The sequence below is a fragment of the Longimicrobium sp. genome (genome assembly GCF_036387355.1).
In the GTDB taxonomy this organism is placed as follows: Bacteria; Gemmatimonadota; Gemmatimonadetes; order Longimicrobiales; family Longimicrobiaceae; genus Longimicrobium.
The window spans coordinates 1-18,026 of sequence record NZ_DASVTX010000244.1 but is presented as its reverse complement, the minus strand read 5'-3'; the positions used below and the strand labels follow the sequence as shown (position 1 = coordinate 18,026).

The 18,026-nt window shown below is 70.6% G+C and carries 11 protein-coding genes; 5 read left to right on the top strand and 6 right to left on the bottom strand.

Features of this window, described 5'->3' with window-relative positions; translation table 11 throughout:
- On the bottom strand, positions 1-154 hold a 154-nt coding region (locus VF665_RS25900), incomplete at its 3' end, for a DJ-1/PfpI family protein (protein ID WP_349263120.1).
- Positions 155-801: 647 nt separating this feature from the next.
- Entirely contained in the window at positions 802-1,734 is a 933-nt protein-coding gene (locus VF665_RS10870; RefSeq protein WP_331053452.1) for a PhzF family phenazine biosynthesis protein, read from the bottom strand.
- Positions 1,735-2,395: 661 nt separating this feature from the next.
- Here VF665_RS10870 and uvrA point away from each other — a divergent pair.
- The 4 genes from uvrA to VF665_RS10850 all read left to right on the top strand — a co-directional run bounded on the left by uvrA (position 2,396) and on the right by VF665_RS10850 (position 10,253).
- Positions 2,396-5,263, top strand: a complete 2,868-nt coding sequence (gene uvrA / locus VF665_RS10865; protein WP_331053451.1) for an excinuclease ABC subunit UvrA — start codon at positions 2,396-2,398, stop codon at positions 5,261-5,263.
- 886 nt (positions 5,264-6,149) lie between these two features.
- Complete coding sequence (locus VF665_RS10860; protein WP_331053450.1) at positions 6,150-6,707, top strand: hypothetical protein; 558 nt, start codon at positions 6,150-6,152, stop codon at positions 6,705-6,707.
- 91 nt (positions 6,708-6,798) lie between these two features.
- The gene (locus VF665_RS10855; RefSeq protein ID WP_331053449.1) at positions 6,799-8,166 is read left to right on the top strand and encodes a pitrilysin family protein; all 1,368 of its coding nucleotides are present in this window, start codon (positions 6,799-6,801) and stop codon (positions 8,164-8,166) included.
- Positions 8,167-8,174: 8 nt separating this feature from the next.
- Positions 8,175-10,253 (top strand): insulinase family protein, encoded by a 2,079-nt coding sequence (locus tag VF665_RS10850; RefSeq protein ID WP_331053448.1) that lies wholly within the window; start codon positions 8,175-8,177, stop codon positions 10,251-10,253.
- A 517-nt stretch (positions 10,254-10,770) separates the two neighbouring features.
- Here VF665_RS10850 and VF665_RS10845 read toward each other — a convergent pair.
- From VF665_RS10845 to cdd, 4 genes are all read right to left on the bottom strand, one after another.
- Positions 10,771-11,199, bottom strand: a complete 429-nt coding sequence (locus tag VF665_RS10845; protein WP_331053447.1) for a hypothetical protein — start codon at positions 11,197-11,199, stop codon at positions 10,771-10,773.
- Positions 11,200-11,427: 228 nt separating this feature from the next.
- A complete protein-coding gene (locus VF665_RS10840) occupies positions 11,428-13,260 on the bottom strand; it encodes a DUF885 domain-containing protein (protein WP_331053446.1) in 1,833 nt (610 codons plus the stop codon).
- A gap of 240 nt (positions 13,261-13,500) precedes the next feature.
- Positions 13,501-14,814: a thymidine phosphorylase gene (locus VF665_RS10835; protein ID WP_331053445.1), complete on the bottom strand. Its 1,314-nt coding sequence runs from the start codon at positions 14,812-14,814 to the stop codon at positions 13,501-13,503.
- A complete protein-coding gene (gene cdd, locus VF665_RS10830; RefSeq protein WP_331053444.1) occupies positions 14,811-15,260 on the bottom strand; it encodes a cytidine deaminase in 450 nt (149 codons plus the stop codon). The genes VF665_RS10835 and cdd overlap by 4 nt, the downstream gene beginning before the upstream one ends.
- Before the next feature lie 993 nt (positions 15,261-16,253).
- Here cdd and leuS point away from each other — a divergent pair.
- A partial coding sequence (leuS, locus tag VF665_RS10825; protein WP_331053443.1) for a leucine--tRNA ligase occupies positions 16,254-18,026 on the top strand: 1,773 nt, incomplete at its 3' end.

Sequence of the window (18,026 nt, the reverse complement as noted above, 5' to 3'; positions counted from 1 at the left end):
TGACGCCACGGATGCGGCCGGGGCGCAGCGAGATGATGTCCACCTCGGCGCCGTTTTCCTCCAGCGCCTCCACCGGGTGGGTCAGTTCGATCTGCTCGAATCCGTCCGCGGCAAGCACGGCGACCCGAAGTCCCGTCAGATTGTGATCGTGCATGGCTTTGTCTCTCCCGTGTTGAGCCGGTTCAGGGAGCGTGGACGGGTGCAAGAGGCGGACCGGCGGGGAGGGCGGACGGGAAGTACGGAAGTACGAAAGTACGAAAGGGCGGCGGCGGATGGTCGCGTGCCGGAAATCAGAACCGGCGTGGCGGGATGGCCTGCTGAGCGAATGAATTCGCCGCAACAACGGCGGAAAGTCCCCCCGAACGGACGGGGGGACTTCACCTGCACCCGGTCCCGAGCCCGGGCGCGAACAGCGATCATCCGCGTCGCGGATGGTGCCCTGAGCGGATGATCCGCCGCTCTGAAGGCGGTAAGCCCCGACCCGTGGCCGCTGTCGCGTCCTAGATCGGGGCTTCGAACGCATCCGAGGGCACGAAACCGATATGAGCCCACCCCTCTCCGCGCGGGTGTTTGCGCGGGGAGGGGCAGGGGTGGGGCCCTCGGCCCCGGCGACCCGCACCGTCCTCCACGGCCGCACCGAACGGCGCCCCCTCGCTCGCTTGCGTCCCGCTTGCGGGAGAGTGGCTGGGCGTGAGGGGGGCGTCAGGATGCGATTCCTCCGCCCGACGCGCCAACCCGCAGTTGCCGTGTCCCCCTCCCCCGGGAGAAGCGGCGGGCTTCAGCGTGCCACAACGCGCGGGCTTACGGCAGCGTCAGGTCGCCGGTGGTGACGGGGACGGCGCCGCCTCCCACGCGGATGGCGGTAGCCTGGCCCGCGAAGAGGTCGGCCTCCAGCTGCAGAAGGCTCGGGCGGCCCATCTCCACACCCTGCTTCACGATCCAGCGCAGCGTGCCGCCCTTTGCCGCCGCGCGGCTGGCGAGGTAGCCGGCCAAGGCACTCGCCGCGGCACCCGTGGCAGGATCCTCCTCGATGTGCATGGCGGGGGCGAACATCCGGGCGCGGAACGCCGGCGCGTTCTCGTCCGGCCCGATCTCGTCCGGCGTGAACAGGTAGACGTGCGGCGCCCAACTGTCCGCGATGTACTTCTCCCACACCGCGCGGTTCAGGCGGGCGCGGCCCAGCGCAGCTTTGTCGCGAACGGGAATGATCTGGAACGGAACACCGCATGACACGGCTTCCGGCACGTACCAGTCGTCGCCGATGTCGGACGGGGCGAGGGAGAGCAGGTCCGCGAGAACTTCGGCGGGCGGCGGCGGCGGCCCCCACACCGGCAGGAGGGCCGCGGTGAGCTGGGCAAAGGTCGCGCGCTCGCCGGGGCCCCGCAGCGCCACGCTCACGGGGCCGACACCTTCTTCCAGCACCACCTCCGCCCGTCCCCTCACGAGCGGCACGCGGCCCAGCCACGACAGCAGCAGCGCGGTGCCCACCGTCGGGTGGCCGGCAAAGGGCAGCTCCATCCCCGGCGTAAAGATGCGCAGCCGCGCCGCGTGGGCCGCGTCCTCGGGCGGGAACACGAACACGGTCTCGGACAGGTTGAACTCGCGGGCGATCCGCCGCATTTCGTCGTCCGTCAGGCCGGACGCGTCGGGAAAGACGGCCAGCGGATTGCCTCCGAACACGCGGTCGGTGAACACGTCCAGCGTGTGGAATCGATAGGTGCGGGGTTCGCGCATGGTGTCGTGGGGCGATGGTGTTGGGGTGGGATGGTTCCCGGCGCGATGAAAGTAGTTGCGCGACGGCTGGCCGGCATCCGGGGGCGCGTTGTCCGCCGGATGGCGGGGTCATTCAGGGTTACGGAAGACGCCGCGGCGGGTGCCTCTCGGGGCGCGAAGTTGGACCGGGGGATGGTAGATCCTCCAGTCGCACAGGGATCGTACTGGTGGAGAGTGCGGCGCACGCTCCTTCAGGATGACAGGATCTTCGCAGGAGAGCAGGATCTGGGGTGGGGCGGAGTGTATGGCGGGCACGGGCCGCGGACCACACCGCGGGCGACTGGGGGTCGGGACCCCCTATTCCCTATTCCCTATTCCCTATTCCCCAGTAGTCAGTTGCGTGAGGGATGCGGGCCCGCAGGGGCGAGACGCCGGTGCGCCACGCATCGCATTGCGGGGTAACAGGATCGCACGGCGGCGCACCGGTGGCTCGACGCCGTTGGGCACAGCTGTACCGTGCCCTACGGCGCCCGCAGCCCGGCCCCGCGCAGCGGGGACGCGCCCGAATGCGTTTCGTCGTCCGTGGCGTGAAAAGAATCCCGATCGGCCCGGCACGCTACGCGCACACGGGCACCCCCGCGTACACTTTGCGCACCACTCGCAAGTTCGGTATGTTTTCGGTATGAAGGACAGAATCGTCATTCGAGGGGCGCGGCAGCACAACCTCAAGAACCTGGACCTGGACATCCCCCGGCGCGCCGTGGTGGTGATTACCGGTCCGTCCGGGTCGGGAAAGAGCTCGCTCGCCTTCGACACCGTATATGCCGAGGGACAGCGGCGCTACGTGGAAAGCATGTCCACGTACGCCAAGCAGTTCCTTGACCGCATGGAAAAGCCCGACGTGGACCGCGTGGACGGGATCAGCCCCGCCGTGGCCATCGAGCAGCGCAACCCCACCAAGACCAGCCGCAGCACCGTCGGAACCGCCACCGAGGTGTTCGACTACCTGCGCCTGCTGTGGGCCCGCGTGGGCCGCACCTACTGCCCCGGGCCGCACCCGGACCAGCCCTGCGGCCGCGAGGTCAAGCCCGACACGGTGCAGAGCGCCACGGACGCCATCCTCGCGCTTCCCGCCAGGACGCGGTTCATGGTGTGCTTCCCCCTGCCGCTCAGCACGCGGGTGACGCACGCCGTCGTCGTGGAGAACCTGCGCGCGCTCGGCTTTCTGCGCCTGCTGGTGGACGGCGGTGAAATTCACCTGGACGAGCTTCCCGAGGGGCTGGACCTGACCGCCGCGAAGGAGCTGTTCGTGGTCGTCGACCGCCTGCGCGCGGACCCGGACGATTCCGCGCGGCTCGCCGATTCGCTGCAGACGGCGTTCGCGGAGGGCGAGGGCGAGGCGGTGGTCGTCCCCGTGGGGCTGCCGCGGCTGCGCTTTACGGAGCGGTTCCGCTGCCCGGACCATCCGCACATCGAGTTCGCCACGCCGTCGCCGCAGCTGTTTTCGTTCAACAACCCGTACGGCTCCTGCCCGGAGTGCACCGGGTTCGGCGCCGTGCTGCAGTACGACGAAACGCTCATCGTCCCCAACACCTCCCGGGCGCTGGCGGAGGGCGCGGTGGACCCGTGGTCCAAGCCGCGCTACGAGGACAAGCGGCGCAAGCTGGCCGAGTTCGCGGCCAAGCAGAAGGTGTCGCCCGACACGCCGTGGGCGGAGCTGCCGGCCGAGTTCCGCAGCGCCGTGCTGCGGGGCGCGCGCGGGTTCCAGGGCGTGTTCCAGTTCCTGGAGGCGCTGGAAGAGAAGCGATACAAGCAGTACATCCGCGTTTTCCTGCGTCAGTACCAGAGCAGCCAGGAGTGCCCGTCGTGCGGCGGCGCCAAGCTGCGGCCGGAGGCGCTGCGGGTGCGCGTGGGCGGCCGCAACATCAGCGAGGTGAGCGCGCTGCCGCTGGGGCGCCTGCGTCCCTGGCTGGCGGCCATGCTGGCCGGGCGCACGGACGACCCCGAGTGCCCGCAGCCCCCGCTGACGGAGCAGGAGCGCGGGATCGCGGAGTCCATTCTGGGAGAGCTGGATTCGCGCGTCGGCTTTCTGGTGGACGTGGGACTGGCGTACCTGACGCTGGAGCGGCAGACGCGCACGCTGTCCGGCGGCGAGGCGCAGCGGATTTCGCTGGCCAACGCGCTCGGCAGCCGGCTGGTGGACACGCTGTACGTGCTGGACGAGCCGACCATCGGCCTGCACCCGGGGGACAACGACCGCCTGCTGCGCCTGCTTGTGCGCCTGCGCGAGCAGGGGAACACGGTGATCGTGGTGGAGCACGATCCTGAGGCCATGCGCCTGGCGGACTATCTGGTGGAGATCGGCCCGGGAAGCGGCGAACTGGGCGGGCAACTGATGTTCGCGGGGACGCTGGAGGAGATGCTGGAGTCCGACACGCTCACCGGCCGGTACCTTTCCGGCCGCGAGCGGATCGAGGTTCCCGCGCGTCGCCGGCCGGTGGACGGCCCGCGGCTGCGGCTGGAAGGCGCCCGCGAGCACAACCTGCAGGGCGACGACGCCGTCTTTCCCCTGGGCGCCATCACCGTGGTGACCGGGGTGTCGGGAAGTGGAAAGAGCACGCTGGTGCACGACGTTCTGTACCGCGCGGTGGAGCGCGAGCTGTCCGGCGGCGAAACGACGGCCAAGCGCCACCTGGGCGAGACGGTGGGCGCCTTCAAGCGGCTGCACGGCGTGTCGCAGCTTCGTGAGGTCGTTCTCGTCGATCAGTCGCCCATCGGGCGGACGCCGCGCAGCAATCCCGTGACGTACATCAAGGCGTACGACGAGGTGCGGCGCATCTTTTCGTCGCTGCCGGACGCCAAGAAGCTGGGATTCGGCCCGGGGCACTTCTCCTTCAACGTGGCGGGCGGGCGCTGCGAGGCGTGCAAGGGCGAGGGGCAGGTGCAGGTGGAGATGGTGTTCATGGCCGACGTCTTTGTGCCCTGCGAGGTCTGCGCGGGCGCACGGTTCCGGCCGGAGGTGCTGCAGGTGAAGTATCGCGGCAACTCCATCCGCGACGTGCTGGAGATGACGGTGGACGAGGCGATCCGCTTCTTTCTGCACGAGGACCGGCTAGGCGAGGTGCTGTGGCACCTGCAGCAGGTGGGGCTTGGCTACCTGCGCCTGGGCCAGCCCGCCCCCACGCTGAGCGGCGGCGAGGCGCAGCGCATCAAGGTGGCGCGCGAACTGGCGATGGGCGCGCGGCGCGGCGGGCGCAAGCTGTACATCCTTGACGAGCCCACCACGGGGCTGCACATGGATGACATCAAGAAGCTGCTGCGCGTGCTGGGCGACCTGGCAGACGCGGGGCACACGGTGATCCTGATCGAGCACAACCTGGACGTGATGAAGACCGCGGACTGGATCGTGGATCTGGGGCCCGGCGCGGGCCCGGACGGCGGGCGCGTGGTGGCCATGGGGCGGCCGGAGGACATCGTGGGGGTGCCCGGGAGCCTGACGGGGGAGTGGCTGGCGCCGATGCTGGAGGAGGAAGGGGCGGGGGTGAGGTAGGGGGAGGGAAGTGCTCAGTGCTCAGGGTCAAGGGCCCAGTGCGAGTGCGGAGTGCGGAGTGCGGAGTGCGGAGTGCGGAGTGCTGAGTGCGGAGTGCGGAGTGCGGAGTGCGGAGTGCGGAGTGCTGAGTGCGGAGTGCTCAGGCCGGGTGGAACTCGGTGCCGAGGGCGGCGGAGCGAATGAATTCGCCGCAACAACGGCGGAAAGTCCCCCCAAACTGACGGGGAGACTTCACCCGCACGCGGAGGATCGTCAGGTGGCGGCTGACCAGGATCGGGGCCGCCGCGGGGTGTGTGAGCGACTGAAGTCGCCGCAACAACGGCCGAAAGCCTCACGATACTGCTGTGAGGCTGCTCCAGCGCGGGACCATGAGCTCGGCGCCGAACGCCGGCCTCGCGCTGAGGTCTCCCTTCCCCCAGGGGTTTTTGGGGGAAGGGCCGGGGATGGGGGCCCCACAGCCGAGGCACGCGCCACTTCCGTACGGGACGCACCGGACTGGGGTGTGCTCCCTCTCCCACATCCGTTCGAGGGAGACGGTCGTCGTGCGCAGCACGCGGGGTGAGGGCCACAGCCGGAGGACGCGCCACTTCCGTCCGGGACGCGCCGGACTGGGGTGTGCCCCCTCTCCCACATCTGTTCGTGGGAGAGGGTCGTCGTGCGCAGCACGCGGGGTGAGGGCCACAGCCGCGGACGCGCCACCATCCGCTCCTCGCGCCCGAGCCGCCGCCCCCTCAACCGCCGGCGCGGAGCCGCGCGCCATCCGCTCCGCCCGCCCCTGAATCTTTTGCATCCGCTATTTCCGTAGAGCGGGCGCGGTGCCAGATTGGTGCGCTCGCGGCGAACCTCCGCGAGCGCAGGACCGCTTCACCCCCGCGGGACCCCGGCCGTGCTCAGCCCTGAACACCCCCTCATCCGCCTTCGCCTCCAGACGCAGGCACGCCGCCGCGCCGCCGTCGCCGCGCTGTGGGCCGCGTACGCCGCGTACCTGGCGCTCGCCGTCTGGGGCGGGCGCGGCAACCTGGCCGGCATCGCCAGCGTCGGCGCGCTGATGGTAGGGCTGGTGTGCATGGTCGCCCTGGCGGAGTCGTCCGGGCTGCGCGCGCACGGGGCGCCGCTGCACGCCAGCCGGCTGGCCCAGCGCGACCGGGCTTACGCGTTGTCGTTCCACGCCACCAGCTGGCTGCTCGTGGGCGTGGCGCTGTACACGCAGACGGCGGCGCACACCACCTGGCTGCCGCTGCCGTCCACCCCGCGCGCGGCGGCGGGCGCCGTTGCCGCGGTGTGCGTGGCCATCGGCATGCTCCCCGTCACCCTGCTGTCGTGGCGGGAGCCGGACCCCATGCCGCTGGACGCGCTTCCGCCCATCCGCCCGCCGCTCCCCCTGCCGCGCCGCGACCCGCGCGCCCGGCCGGGGGACGACGACGGGCCGCGCTGGCTGCACTGATCCGGATCCACCTGATCCCGGCGATGGGCCCGCCGCCGATTTCTTGCGGGCTCGCATGCTGTTTTTTTATCACCCCTCATGTGGAGGCTGCATGAACAAACGCCTGGTGCGGAGCGGCATGGCCGTTCTGGCCCTGCTGGGCGCCGCGTCGGCACCGCTTGCTGCCCAGGGCGGGCAGGCGGGGCGCGTCAACTTTGAGACGTACCGGCTGCCCAACGGGCTGCGGGTGATCCTGGCGCCGGACCCGGCCGTGGGCGCGGTGTCGGTGAACGTGTGGTACGACGTGGGCTCGCGCGACGAGCCGGCCGGGCGCACGGGCTTTGCGCACCTCTTTGAACACATGATGTTCCAGGGGTCCGCCAACGTGGCCAAGGGCGACCACTTCGTCCTGGTGGAGCGCGCCGGCGGCGACATGCAGAACGGCACCACGGAGTGGAACCGCACCAACTACTACCAGACGCTGCCGAGCAACCGGCTGAACCTGGGGCTGTGGCTGGAGGCGGACCGCATGCGCTCCCTGGCCGTCACGCAGGAGAACCTGGACAACCAGCGCCAGGTGGTGCAGGAAGAAAAGCGCCAGCGCGTCGACAACCAGCCGTACGTGGGCGCCATGTACGAGACGCTGATCGGGCTGTACAACCCGCAGACCTGCTTTCCGTACGCGCACAGCATCATCGGCTCGTTCGACGACCTGAACGCGGCCTCGCTGGACGACGTCAAGAACTTCTTTCGCACCTACTACGCGCCCAACAACGCCACGCTCACGCTCACCGGCGGGTTTGACCCGGCGCAGGCGCGGCAGATGATCCAGCAGTACTTCGGCGACATCGCCCGCGCCCCCGACGCGCCGCGCACCACCTGCACGCAGCCGTTCACGCACCTGCCGCAGGCCAGGACGGTGCAGGACCCGCGCGCCCCGCTGCCCGCGGTGATGATCGCGTACGGCGTTCCGGCGCCCACCGAGGCGGACTACCCCGCGGTGTCGCTGCTGAACTCCATTCTGGTGAGCGGCCAGAACTCGCGGCTCACCGAGCGGCTGGTGAACCGGGAGAAGGCGGCCATCTCCGTGAACCCGCTGTTCCTGGCCAACCGCGGGCCCAGCACGGCCATGTACTGGCTGAACGCGGCGCAGACCGTGGAGCCGGCGCGCCTGCAGGCCCTGTTTGACGAGGAGATCGAGCGCGTGCGCCGCGAGGGCGTGACGGAAGACGAGCTCACCAAGGCCCGCAACGGAATGCGCGCGCAGCAGATCTTCGAGCGCCAGACGCCGCACGGCACCGCCGAGGCGCTGCAGTTTTCCACGCACTACTTCGGCGATCCGGCGCACATCAACCGCAGCCTGGAGCCGTACATGGCCGTCACCCGCGACGACATCCGCCGCGCGGCCGAGCGCTACCTGTCGGCGCAGAACCGCATCGTGGTGACGGTGGTTCCCGCCCCCGCCGCCGCCCAGGAGTGATCGCCACCATGCCTTGCATCAAGACCGCGCGGCCGCTGGCCGCGCTCGCCCTGGCCGGCGCCCTTGCCGCCGCCCCGGCCCACGCCCAGCGCCAGCCGCCGCCGGAGCCCATGCCGGCCCGGCCCCTGGCCTTTCCCGCCTTTCGCGAGACGACGCTCCCTAACGGGCTGCGCCTGATCGTGGTGGAAAACCACGCGCACCCCGTCGCCAGCGTGAGCCTGCTGGTGGGCGCGGGAACGGCGCACGTGCCCGCCGCGCAGGCCGGGCTGGCCAACGTGCTGGGCGACGTGCTCACCCGCGGCACCCGCACCCGCTCCGCCACGCAGCTGGCGGAAGCGATCGAGCGCACGGGCGGCCGCCTGTCCGCCGGCACCAGCACGGACTATACCGGCATCTACGCCAGCGTGCTGAGCGAGAACCTGCCGCTGGCCATGGAGCTGGTGGCGGACGTGGCGCAGAACGCGTCGCTGCCGGACAGCGAAGTGGTGGCCGTCCGCGACCGCGCCGCGTCGCAGCTGCGCCAGCGCCTGGCCGATCCCGGCACGCTGGCCAACCGCCGGCTCATCCAGGAGCTGTACGGCTCGCATCCGTACGGGCGGCTGCGCACGGCGGAGTCGCTGGCGACGATCAGCCGGCCCATGCTGGAGCAGTTCTACCGCACGTACTTCCGCCCCGGCAACGCGCTGATGGTGGTGGCCGGCGACGTGCGCGCGGCGGAGGTGGAGGCGCAGGCCCGCCGCTGGTTCGGCGGCTGGACGCGCGGCGAGGTGCCGCGGCTGGCGTTCACCGGGCTTCCGGCGCCGACGCCCACGCGCATCACGCTGGTGAACCGCCCCGGCGCCGTGCAGAGCAGCATTCGCATCGGCCGTCTGGGCGTGCTCCCCGCGTCCGCCGACTACCCGGCGCTCACCGTGATGAACAAGGTGCTGGGCGGCGGATCGGACGCGCGCCTGTTCAACATCCTGCGCGAGCAGCACGGCTGGACGTACGGCGCCTACTCCGACGTGGACCGCCCGGTGAACCAGGGCCGTCTTCTGCTCCTGGCGGAGACGCGCACGGCGGTGACGGACAGCGCGGTGGCGGAAATGCTCACGCAGATCCGCCGGCTGACTCGCGAACCGGTGTCGGCGACGGAGATGGCGGCCGCCAAGGGGTACATGAACGGCTCGTTCCCCATCCAGATCCTTACGGCGGAGCAGGTGGCCGGCGAGGTGGCCATCACCCGCCTGCTGGGGCTGCCCATCGAGGACCTGCTGCAGCGCCGCGAGCGGGTGGCCGCCGTCACCCCGGCGGACATCCAGCGCGTCGCCACCCGCTACCTGAAGCCCGACAGCCTGCAGATCGTGGTGGTGGGCGACGCGGCGCAGCTGGTGGACAAGCTGCGCGCCATCGCCCCGGTCGACCTGGTGGACGCGGAGGGCCGGCCCATCGACGCGTCGGCGCTCACGGTCCGCGCGTCCACGGAGCGGTTCGATGCGTCCAGGCTGGCGGCGGGGGTGCACGAGTACCGGGTGACCATGCAGGGCAACCCGGTGGGCACGGCGGCGTACACGCTGGCGCGCGACGGCGATGGCTGGAAGCGGTCCACCGCCATCACCTTCGGCCCCATGCGGCAGTCGCTGGAGGCGCGCTTCGGCAATGCGTTCGAGCCGCGCGAGTACCGCGAGACGTACGCGGGGCCGTTCGACGCGACCGTCGAGGCCCGCGTGGTGAACGGCCGCATCACGGGCAACGCCAACCTGCCGCAGCAGATGGGCGGACCCAAGACGTACGACGCGTCGGCGGCGGGTGCGGTGTGGAGCGGGATGGATGAACTGATGCTGTCCACCGCCGACTTGGCGCCGGGCAAGACCATCGTCATCCCCGTCTTCAACAGCACCAGCGGCTCCGTGGCGCCCACGTCGTACAAGATCGGCGCGGCGGAGAGCGTCACCGTTCCCGCGGGGACGTTCCAGGCGTACCGCGTGGACGTGACGGGCGGCTCCTCGCCCATGACCGTGTGGCTCAAGGTGGATGCGCCGCACGTGCTGGTGAAGCAGGAGATCGTCGGCCAGCCCATTGTCGTGGAGCTGACCGCGGTCCGCTGATCGTCGTCCCCGTCCACATCGGCGGGATCGGTGGATGAAGAACGGGGCGGCTCCCATCCGGAGCCGCCCCGTTCTCGTCCTCGCCGCCGTCCATCAGACATCCCATCCAGCACGCCCCGCCCGGCACGCTCATCCTCCGCGCGCCTCGATGCCCGCCGCTGTGCCGATAGACCGCCCCGCGCCGATCCAACTGATCGCGCAGTTTCCATCCCCGGCCATCGCGCCCGAAGCCGGTGCCGCACGCCATGGTCGGCTCGCGTCCCACACCTTTCGCCCGCGCCGGACTGGGTCAACAGACGCGCATCAGGTGGTTTGTCGGTGACATCGGCGCGTGACGCAGCCGTTTCCGCGGCCGCCGACTGTGCCCCGGACTCCGCCAGGCTCGGCGAGGCGCCGGAAACAAGCAGCCCCTGCCCGTGATGACGGGGCAGGGGCCTCTTGCAAAAATGCGGATGAACTCAGCGCCTGCTCAGCGTTTCCGTGCCGTCCGGATGGCTGTGCGCGGCTGCCGGGTTGCTCAGCGCGTGCGGCGGCCGGTGAGGGGGCCGCCGTCGCCGCCCAGGCTCCACGTGCCGGTGAACTCCATCCCGGTAAAGTTGAACACCATCACCACCGGGCCCTGGGGCGTTTCGGCGTTGATGGTGAGCTGCTGGCCGTTGGCGGTCGCCGAGCGGACCGGCAGTTCCGGCAGCGCGCTGCTGACGATGCGGCCGGTGTACGCGCCGGGCGTACCGGAAATCTCGATCGTGCCCGTGACGTTGTCGCCGCCCACCATGGTGGCGAACGAGTAGGCGCCCACCGGGTTCACGGCCGCGGACGACGTGGTCGACGTCGTGGTCGTCATCGTAGTGGTGCCGCCCATGGGCGCGGGCGATCCGGTGGTGGCCGGCGCCGTGGAGCACGCGGCCGCAAACAGCAGGGCGGCGGGAGCGAGAAGAGTGCGCATGGCTTTCGTGGTGTGGAGTGAGTGCGTGGGATGGCTGCAGTCTACAGCGCATCCCGCGATCCGGAAAGAACGTCCGTTCCCGTATCCGCGGGACAACCATCCGTCGAGAAGGCGAGAACGACCCCCACGCGCAGAGCCCGTCCCCGCCTCATCGCCCCCTATTCCCTATTCCCTATTCCCTATTCCCTATTCCCTATTCCCTATTCCCTATTCCCTATTCCCTATTCCCTATTCCCTATTCCCTGCTTTCTTCGCCGCCACCCACCGCTCCACCGCCGCACGCAGCATGGGCAGCGTCACGGTGCCGTCCTGCAGCACCGTGTCGTGGAACTCGCGGATGTCAAAGCGGGGCCCCAGCTCGCGCTCGGCCATCGTGCGCAGGCGGCGGATCTCCAGATTGCCCAGCATGTACGCCGTCGCCTGGCCCGGCCAGCCGATGTAGCGGTCCACCTCGTTCTCCACCGATTGCCGGTTCTCCGCCGTGTTGCGCAGCATGTAGTCAATGGCCTGCTCGCGCGTCCACCCCAGCACGTGAATGCCCGGGTCCACCACCATGCGGGCGGCGCGCAGGGCCTCGTTGCTCAGCAGCCCCATGCGGTCCAGGTCCGACGAAAACAGCCCCATCTCGTCCGCCAGCCGCTCCGAATACAGCCCCCACCCCTCCGAGAACCCGGAGTTGCCCATGAAGCGGGTGAGCGGGTGCACGTTCGTCCGCTCCTGCGCAATGGCCAGTTGCAGGTGGTGCCCCGGAATGCTCTCGTGGAACGCGGTGGACTCGATGGCCACCTTGCTCTGCTTCTCCGGCTCGTACGTGTTCAGCCGGTAGATGCCGGGGCGCGAGCCGTCTTCCGCCGGGGGCTCGTAGCTCGCGGCGGGCGCGGAACGCTCCGCGAAGGCGGGATACGGCTCGATGCGTACGTCCGCGCGCGGCAGCCGCCCGAAGTAGCGAGGCATCGCCGTCTTCGCCCGGCCGATGGCGGCCGCGGCGTAGGCCGTCATCTCCTCGCGGGTGCGGAACAGGTACTGCCGGTCCGTCGCCAGCCGCTGCAGCAGCGCCGGCACGTCGTCCGTGTTGAAGCTGCGCCGCGCGATGGTGCGCATCTCCGCCTGGATGAGCGCCATCTGGTCCAAGCCGATCTGGTGGATCTCTCGCGCCGGCACGTCCAGCGTGGTCAGGCTGCGCACCTGGGCGCGATAGCAGTCCGCGCCCGACGGGTTTGCGCCCACGCCGATCTGCTCGCGCGCGGCGGGCAGGTACACGTTGTTCAGAAAGTCGCGGTACCGGCGCACGGCGGGGTACAGCTCGTTCTGCACCACGCCCACCAGCGCGGTGCGAAAGGCCGGCGTGCTGTCGCGCGTCGCCAGCGAGGCGAACGGCGACTGTGCGGCCGGCGTAGCCAGAAGCTGGTCCAGCTGCTGGATCACGCGGCGCACGTTCACCTTGGGCGCCGAGTACCCCAGCCGCAGCCCCTCGCGCAGGTTCACGATCTCCACGTCGATGGCGTTCGGCAGGCCGCGCCAGCGGGTGAGCGCCTGGGCACGCAGCGAGTCCGTCCCCACGGGCTGCACCTCGGCCAGCTGCGCCAGCTGCACCTGCCAGCCCAGCATCTGGTTCACCCCCGACCACAGCTCCGTGCGGCACACCCGGGCCTGCGCCTCGCTCTGCGCCGCCTCGCGCAGAAAACCGAGGGTGACGTATTCCGGGCGGCCCACCAGCGGCTCCGGCGGCAGCGCCAGCACGCGCCGGTAAAAGGCGTCGTCCTCCGCGCGGTAGCGGGCCAGCGTCGGCAGCGAGGCGTCGCTCAGGCGGTCGTGGCGAAAGCCGGGGAGGCCCAGAAAGGTGGCGTACTCCGGGCTGCGGGTCAGCATGCGCTGCATCATCTCGTCCGCCAGCGCGTTCACCTGCGCGGCGAGCGAGTCCACCGGGTTCGGGATCATCGGAACCGGTCCGGCGATGACGGGCGGCGCCTGCGGCGCGGGTCCCGCGGGGGCCGGCGCGGCGGGCGCGCACGCGGCCAGCAGAACGCACGAGGCGCCGAGCCAGCGTGTGGATCGCTTCATGGATTTGCTCGTGAAGTGTGAAGGAGCGCCCGCGAGGTGGCCGGGCGTGTCCCGGATACGCCGCGCGGGAGGAGGAAGATTCAGAAAGGCAGTGCGTGAGTGCGGTACGGAAGTGCTCAGTGGCGAGTGCGCAGTGCCCAGTGCCGAGTGCCCGGTGCCCAGTACCCAGTACGGAAGTACGAAAGTACGAAAGTGCGGGCGGGGCCGGGCTCGCGGTGAGCGCCGGCCCCGCGTCGCGCCTCAGCCTACGGTTTCGTACGCATCGTCCGCGGCCGCGATCTCCGATGCGGAGAGCTGGAAGGCCGCGCGCAGGCGGTCCATCGCCGCCTGGGCTTCCGCCTCCGTGCGCGCGTGCACGTCCGCCAGCGGCTGCCCGGCGGACACGCGGTCGCCGATGCGCGCGCGGACCACGATGCCCACCGCGGGATCCACCGGGTCGGCCTTGGTGCGCCGCCCCGCGCCGAGCGCCAGCGCCGCGTCGCCGATGCCGCGTGCATCCGCCGTTGCCACCCATCCCTCCGCATCCGCCGCAAAGGGCAGAACGACGGGGGCGGAGGGGAGAAGGGCGGGATCGTTCACCACGCGCGGATCGCCGTGCTGCGCCTCGATCAGCTGCTCCAGCACGCGGCTCCCCGCGCCGCTGTCGCGCAGTTCCGTCAGGCGCGCGCGGGCGGTAGCGGCGTCCGGGGCCAGCCCGCTCAGCTCCAGCAGCTGCGAGCCGAGTTCCAGCGTGAGCGCCCACAGGTCCGCCGGGCCGCCGCCGCGCAACGTGTCGATGGCCTCGCGGATCTCCAGCGCATTCCCCACGGCGCGCCCCAGCGGCTGGCGCATGCCGCTGAGCACGGCCCGGGTCCGCCGCCCCGCGCCCTCGCCAATGCGCACGAGCGTCTCGGCCAGGACCCGCGCCTCTTCCAGCGTCTGCATGAAGGCGCCGGAACCCCACTTTACGTCCAGCACGATGCTTCGCGCGCCGCCCGCCAGCTTCTTGGACATGATGCTGCCGGCGATGAGCGGAATGCTGTCCACCGTGCCCGTCACGTCGCGCAGTGCGTACAGCTTCTTGTCCGCGGGCACCAGGTCGCCGCTCTGCCCCACCAGCGCCGCACCGATGCGCGCCACCTGCGCCCGCATCTCGTCCAGCGGCAGCTCGCATTGAAAGCCCGGGATGGACTCCAGCTTGTCCAGCGTGCCGCCGGTGTGGCCCAGGCCGCGGCCGGACATCTTTACGAACGCCGCGCCCGCCGCCGCCATCAGCGGAACCAGGACCACGGAGGTCTTGTCGCCCACGCCGCCGGTGCTGTGCTTGTCCACCGTGGGACGGGTGATCTCCGGCCAGTCCAGGGTTTCGCCGCTCTCCACCATCGCCTCGGTGAGGGCGAGCGTTTCCGGCCCCGTCATCCCCCGCCAGCACACCGCCATGAGCCACGACGCGACCTGGTAGTCGGGGATGGCGCCGGAGACGTAGCCGGCCAGAAAGCCGCGCAGTTCGTCGGGCGTCAGCTCGCCGCCGCGCTTCTTTCGCTCAATGAGCTCCACCGCCGTGGGGCCGCTCACCGGGCCTCCCGCGCGGCCGCCAAGCTGGCCGGGCCGAACGCGCCGGGAAGCAGTTCGCGCATGCCGATGATCTTGTAGCCGTCCGCGCCGTCCGTCATCACCACGGGGAGCTCCGGCCCGAACTCGCTGATGACCTGGCGGCACGCGCCGCACGGGGTGCAGGCGACGTTGTCTTCGGGACCGGTGACGGCGATGGCCAGAAAGCGGCGCGCGCCTTCGCTGACTGCCTTGCCGATGGCGACGCGCTCGGCGCAGTTGCCCACCGTGTACGCGGCGTTTTCCACGTTGCACCCCGTGAACACCCTGCCGTCTTCCGCCAGCAGCGCGGCGCCGACGGGAAAGTGGCTGTACGGGGCGTACGCGTGGGCGCGCGCCTCGCGGGCGTGCCGCAGCAGCGCGAGCGCCGTGGCCGCGTCGATGAGTTCGGAATCGGATGCCTGGGTCAACGCCGGGTCTTTCGGTCTGGCTGCGGGATGCGGGAACGGCGGCAATATACGGAGTGCCGCGCCCATGTGCGACGGCGGAGGGATGGGATGCGGTTGGCGGGCTACAGGGCGGCCCCCACCCGGGCCGGCACCACCGGCCCACCCTCCCCCAAAACGGACTGGGGGAGGGTTGATGGGGCGGATGGTCGCGCGTCGGGGAATCGCAATCCGGCCGGTCGCAGGGGCGGCTGAGTGAATGAATTCGCCGCAACAACTGCGGAAAGTCCCCCCAAACAGCGGGGGGACTTCACCTGCACGCGGCGGTAGAGACCCGGTGTGGGTTATCCCCTCTCCGTGCGGCAGTTTGCACGGGGAGGGGCCGGGGGAGGGGCCCACGCGCGGAGCGCACCGTTGGCCACCTGAGCGGATGAATCCGCTGCTCTGAGAGCGGGAAGCCCCGACTCGTGGCCGCTGAAGCGTCCACGATCGAGGCTTCAACCGACCCGGCGGCCACCTCGCGCCAGCAGTACGCGCCGGTGCAGCCGCCGCAGTCCGCGGAGGCGGACTTGGTGTGGTGTGAGGCGCGGTTTCAACCGCCGGGCGCAGGCAGGGCTCCGCGCCGCCATCGGCCTCCGCACCGGCGCAAGGCCGCGGACGCGCGCCGAACCCTCGCCCCGCCCCAAACTGCCGTTCTCCCCTCTCCGTGCGCAGTTTGCACGGGGAGGGGCCGGGGGAGGGGCGCCGTTGCCGTGTGCCGCCTCTCCCACATCTGTTCGTGGGAGAGGGTGGACGCGTCTCAGCGCGGCCGGGTGAGGGCGCGGACGGGTGAGGGCCACAGCCGCGGCCGCGTGCCCGGACTGGACATGCGTTGTAGATTGTTGGATAGTGTATCGACGATCCGATACGCCGCCGGCCTCACCCTCGGCCGGCGGCTCGCGTTATATCCAACGATCGAACGCGCCTCGCGGGACCGGCCCCCGCGTGCGCGATGACAACTCTGCGTATCTGAAAACGATGAGCGACAGCAACCACGTCACCGACAGCTACCATCCCGCCGAAGTCGAGCGGAAGTGGCAGGCGCGCTGGGACGAGCGCGGCACCAACGCCTGGACCGCCGAGGCGCTGCGCTCCGCCGAACGCTCCTTCTACAACCTGATGATGTTCCCGTACCCCAGCGCCGAAGGGCTGCACGTGGGGAACATCTACGCGTTCACCGGCGCCGACATCTTCGGCCGCTTCAAGCGGCTGCAGGGGCACCAGGTGTTCGAGCCCATCGGCTTTGACGCGTTCGGCATCCACAGCGAGAACTTCGCGCTCAAGCAGGGCATCCACCCCACGGAGCTCATCCCCCGCAACGTGGAGCGGTTCACCAGACAGCTGCGCCGCGTGGGCTTCATGTACGACTGGGGCCACACGGTCGATACCACCACGCCCGACTACTACCGCTGGACGCAGTGGATCTTTCTGCAGCTGTACAAGGCGGGGCTGGCGGAAAAGAAGGAGGCGCCCGTCAACTGGTGCCCGTCGTGCAACACCGTGCTGGCCAACGAGCAGGTGGTGGGCGGCGAGTGCGAGCGGTGCGGCACGCCGGTGGAAATGCGCTTTCTGTCGCAGTGGTTCTTCAAGATCACCCAGTTCGCCGGGCGTCTGCTGGACAACCTTGAAACGCTGGACTGGAGCGACACCACCCGCAAGGCGCAGCAGAACTGGATCGGCCGCAGCGAAGGCGCCGAGCTGGCGTTCCCCATCGCGCGCCCGCGCGTGTCGCAAGATCGTCACGCGTCCGTGGAGATCCAGCCCGAAAAGCCGGTGATCCGCGTGTTCACCACCCGCCCGGACACCATCTACGGCGCGACGTACATGGTGCTGGCGCCGGAGCATCCGCTGGTGGACCGCATCACCTCCGATGAACAGCGCGAGGCGGTGGACGCGTACCGCCGCCAGGTGGCCGCCACGGACCTGGTGACGCGCAAGAAGACGGACAAGACCAAGAGCGGGGTGTGGACCGGCGGCAACGCCGTCAATCCCGCCACGGGGCAGGAGATCCCCGTCTGGATCGCGGACTACGTGCTGATGGAGTACGGCACCGGCGCCATCATGGCCGTGCCCGGGCACGACGAGCGCGACTACGAGTTCGCCACGGCGTTCGGCCTGCCCATCGTGCGCGTGGTGGCGGGAGAGGGGCAGAACGCCGACACGCCGCTGGACGAGGCGTACACCGGCCCGGGCACGCTGGTGAACAGCGGCCGGCTGGACGGGATGGGGGTGGTGGAAGGGAAGCGCGCGGCCACCGCGTGGCTGGCGGAGATGGGACTGGGCGAGGCGCGCGTCAACTATCGCCTGCACGACTGGACCATCAGCCGGCAGCGGTACTGGGGCCCGCCCATCCCCATTCTGTACTGCGACCAGTGCGGCATCGTCCCCGTGCCGGAGGACCAGCTGCCCGTGATCCTGCCGTTCATCGAGGACTTCAAGCCGGACGCGTCGGGCGTGTCGCCGCTGGCCCGCCACGAGGAGTGGTACCGCACGGAGTGCCCCACCTGCGGCGGCCAGGCGCGGCGCGAAACGGACGTGAGCGACACCTTCCTGGACAGCGCATGGTACTTCCTGCGCTACCCGTCCGCGGGGGACGAGCAGGTGCCGTTCGACGCGGAGATCACGAAGAAGTGGCTCCCGGTGAACAGCTACATCGGCGGCAACGAGCACGCGGTGCTGCACCTGCTGTACTCGCGCTTCATCACGATGGCGCTCAAGGACATGGGGCACGTTGGATTCGAGGAGCCGTTC

Excerpts from the sequence above, each read along its gene's own strand:
- VF665_RS10845 (WP_331053447.1), bottom strand. The coding sequence starts at position 11,199 with ATGCGCACTCTTCTCGCTCCCGCCGCCCTGCTGTTTGCGGCCGCGTGC.
- VF665_RS10855 (WP_331053449.1), top strand. The coding sequence starts at position 6,799 with ATGAACAAACGCCTGGTGCGGAGCGGCATGGCCGTTCTGGCCCTGCTG.
- uvrA (WP_331053451.1), top strand. The coding sequence starts at position 2,396 with ATGAAGGACAGAATCGTCATTCGAGGGGCGCGGCAGCACAACCTCAAG.
- VF665_RS10850 (WP_331053448.1), top strand. The coding sequence starts at position 8,175 with ATGCCTTGCATCAAGACCGCGCGGCCGCTGGCCGCGCTCGCCCTGGCC.
- VF665_RS10870 (WP_331053452.1), bottom strand. The coding sequence starts at position 1,734 with ATGCGCGAACCCCGCACCTATCGATTCCACACGCTGGACGTGTTCACC.
- VF665_RS10840 (WP_331053446.1), bottom strand. The coding sequence starts at position 13,260 with ATGAAGCGATCCACACGCTGGCTCGGCGCCTCGTGCGTTCTGCTGGCC.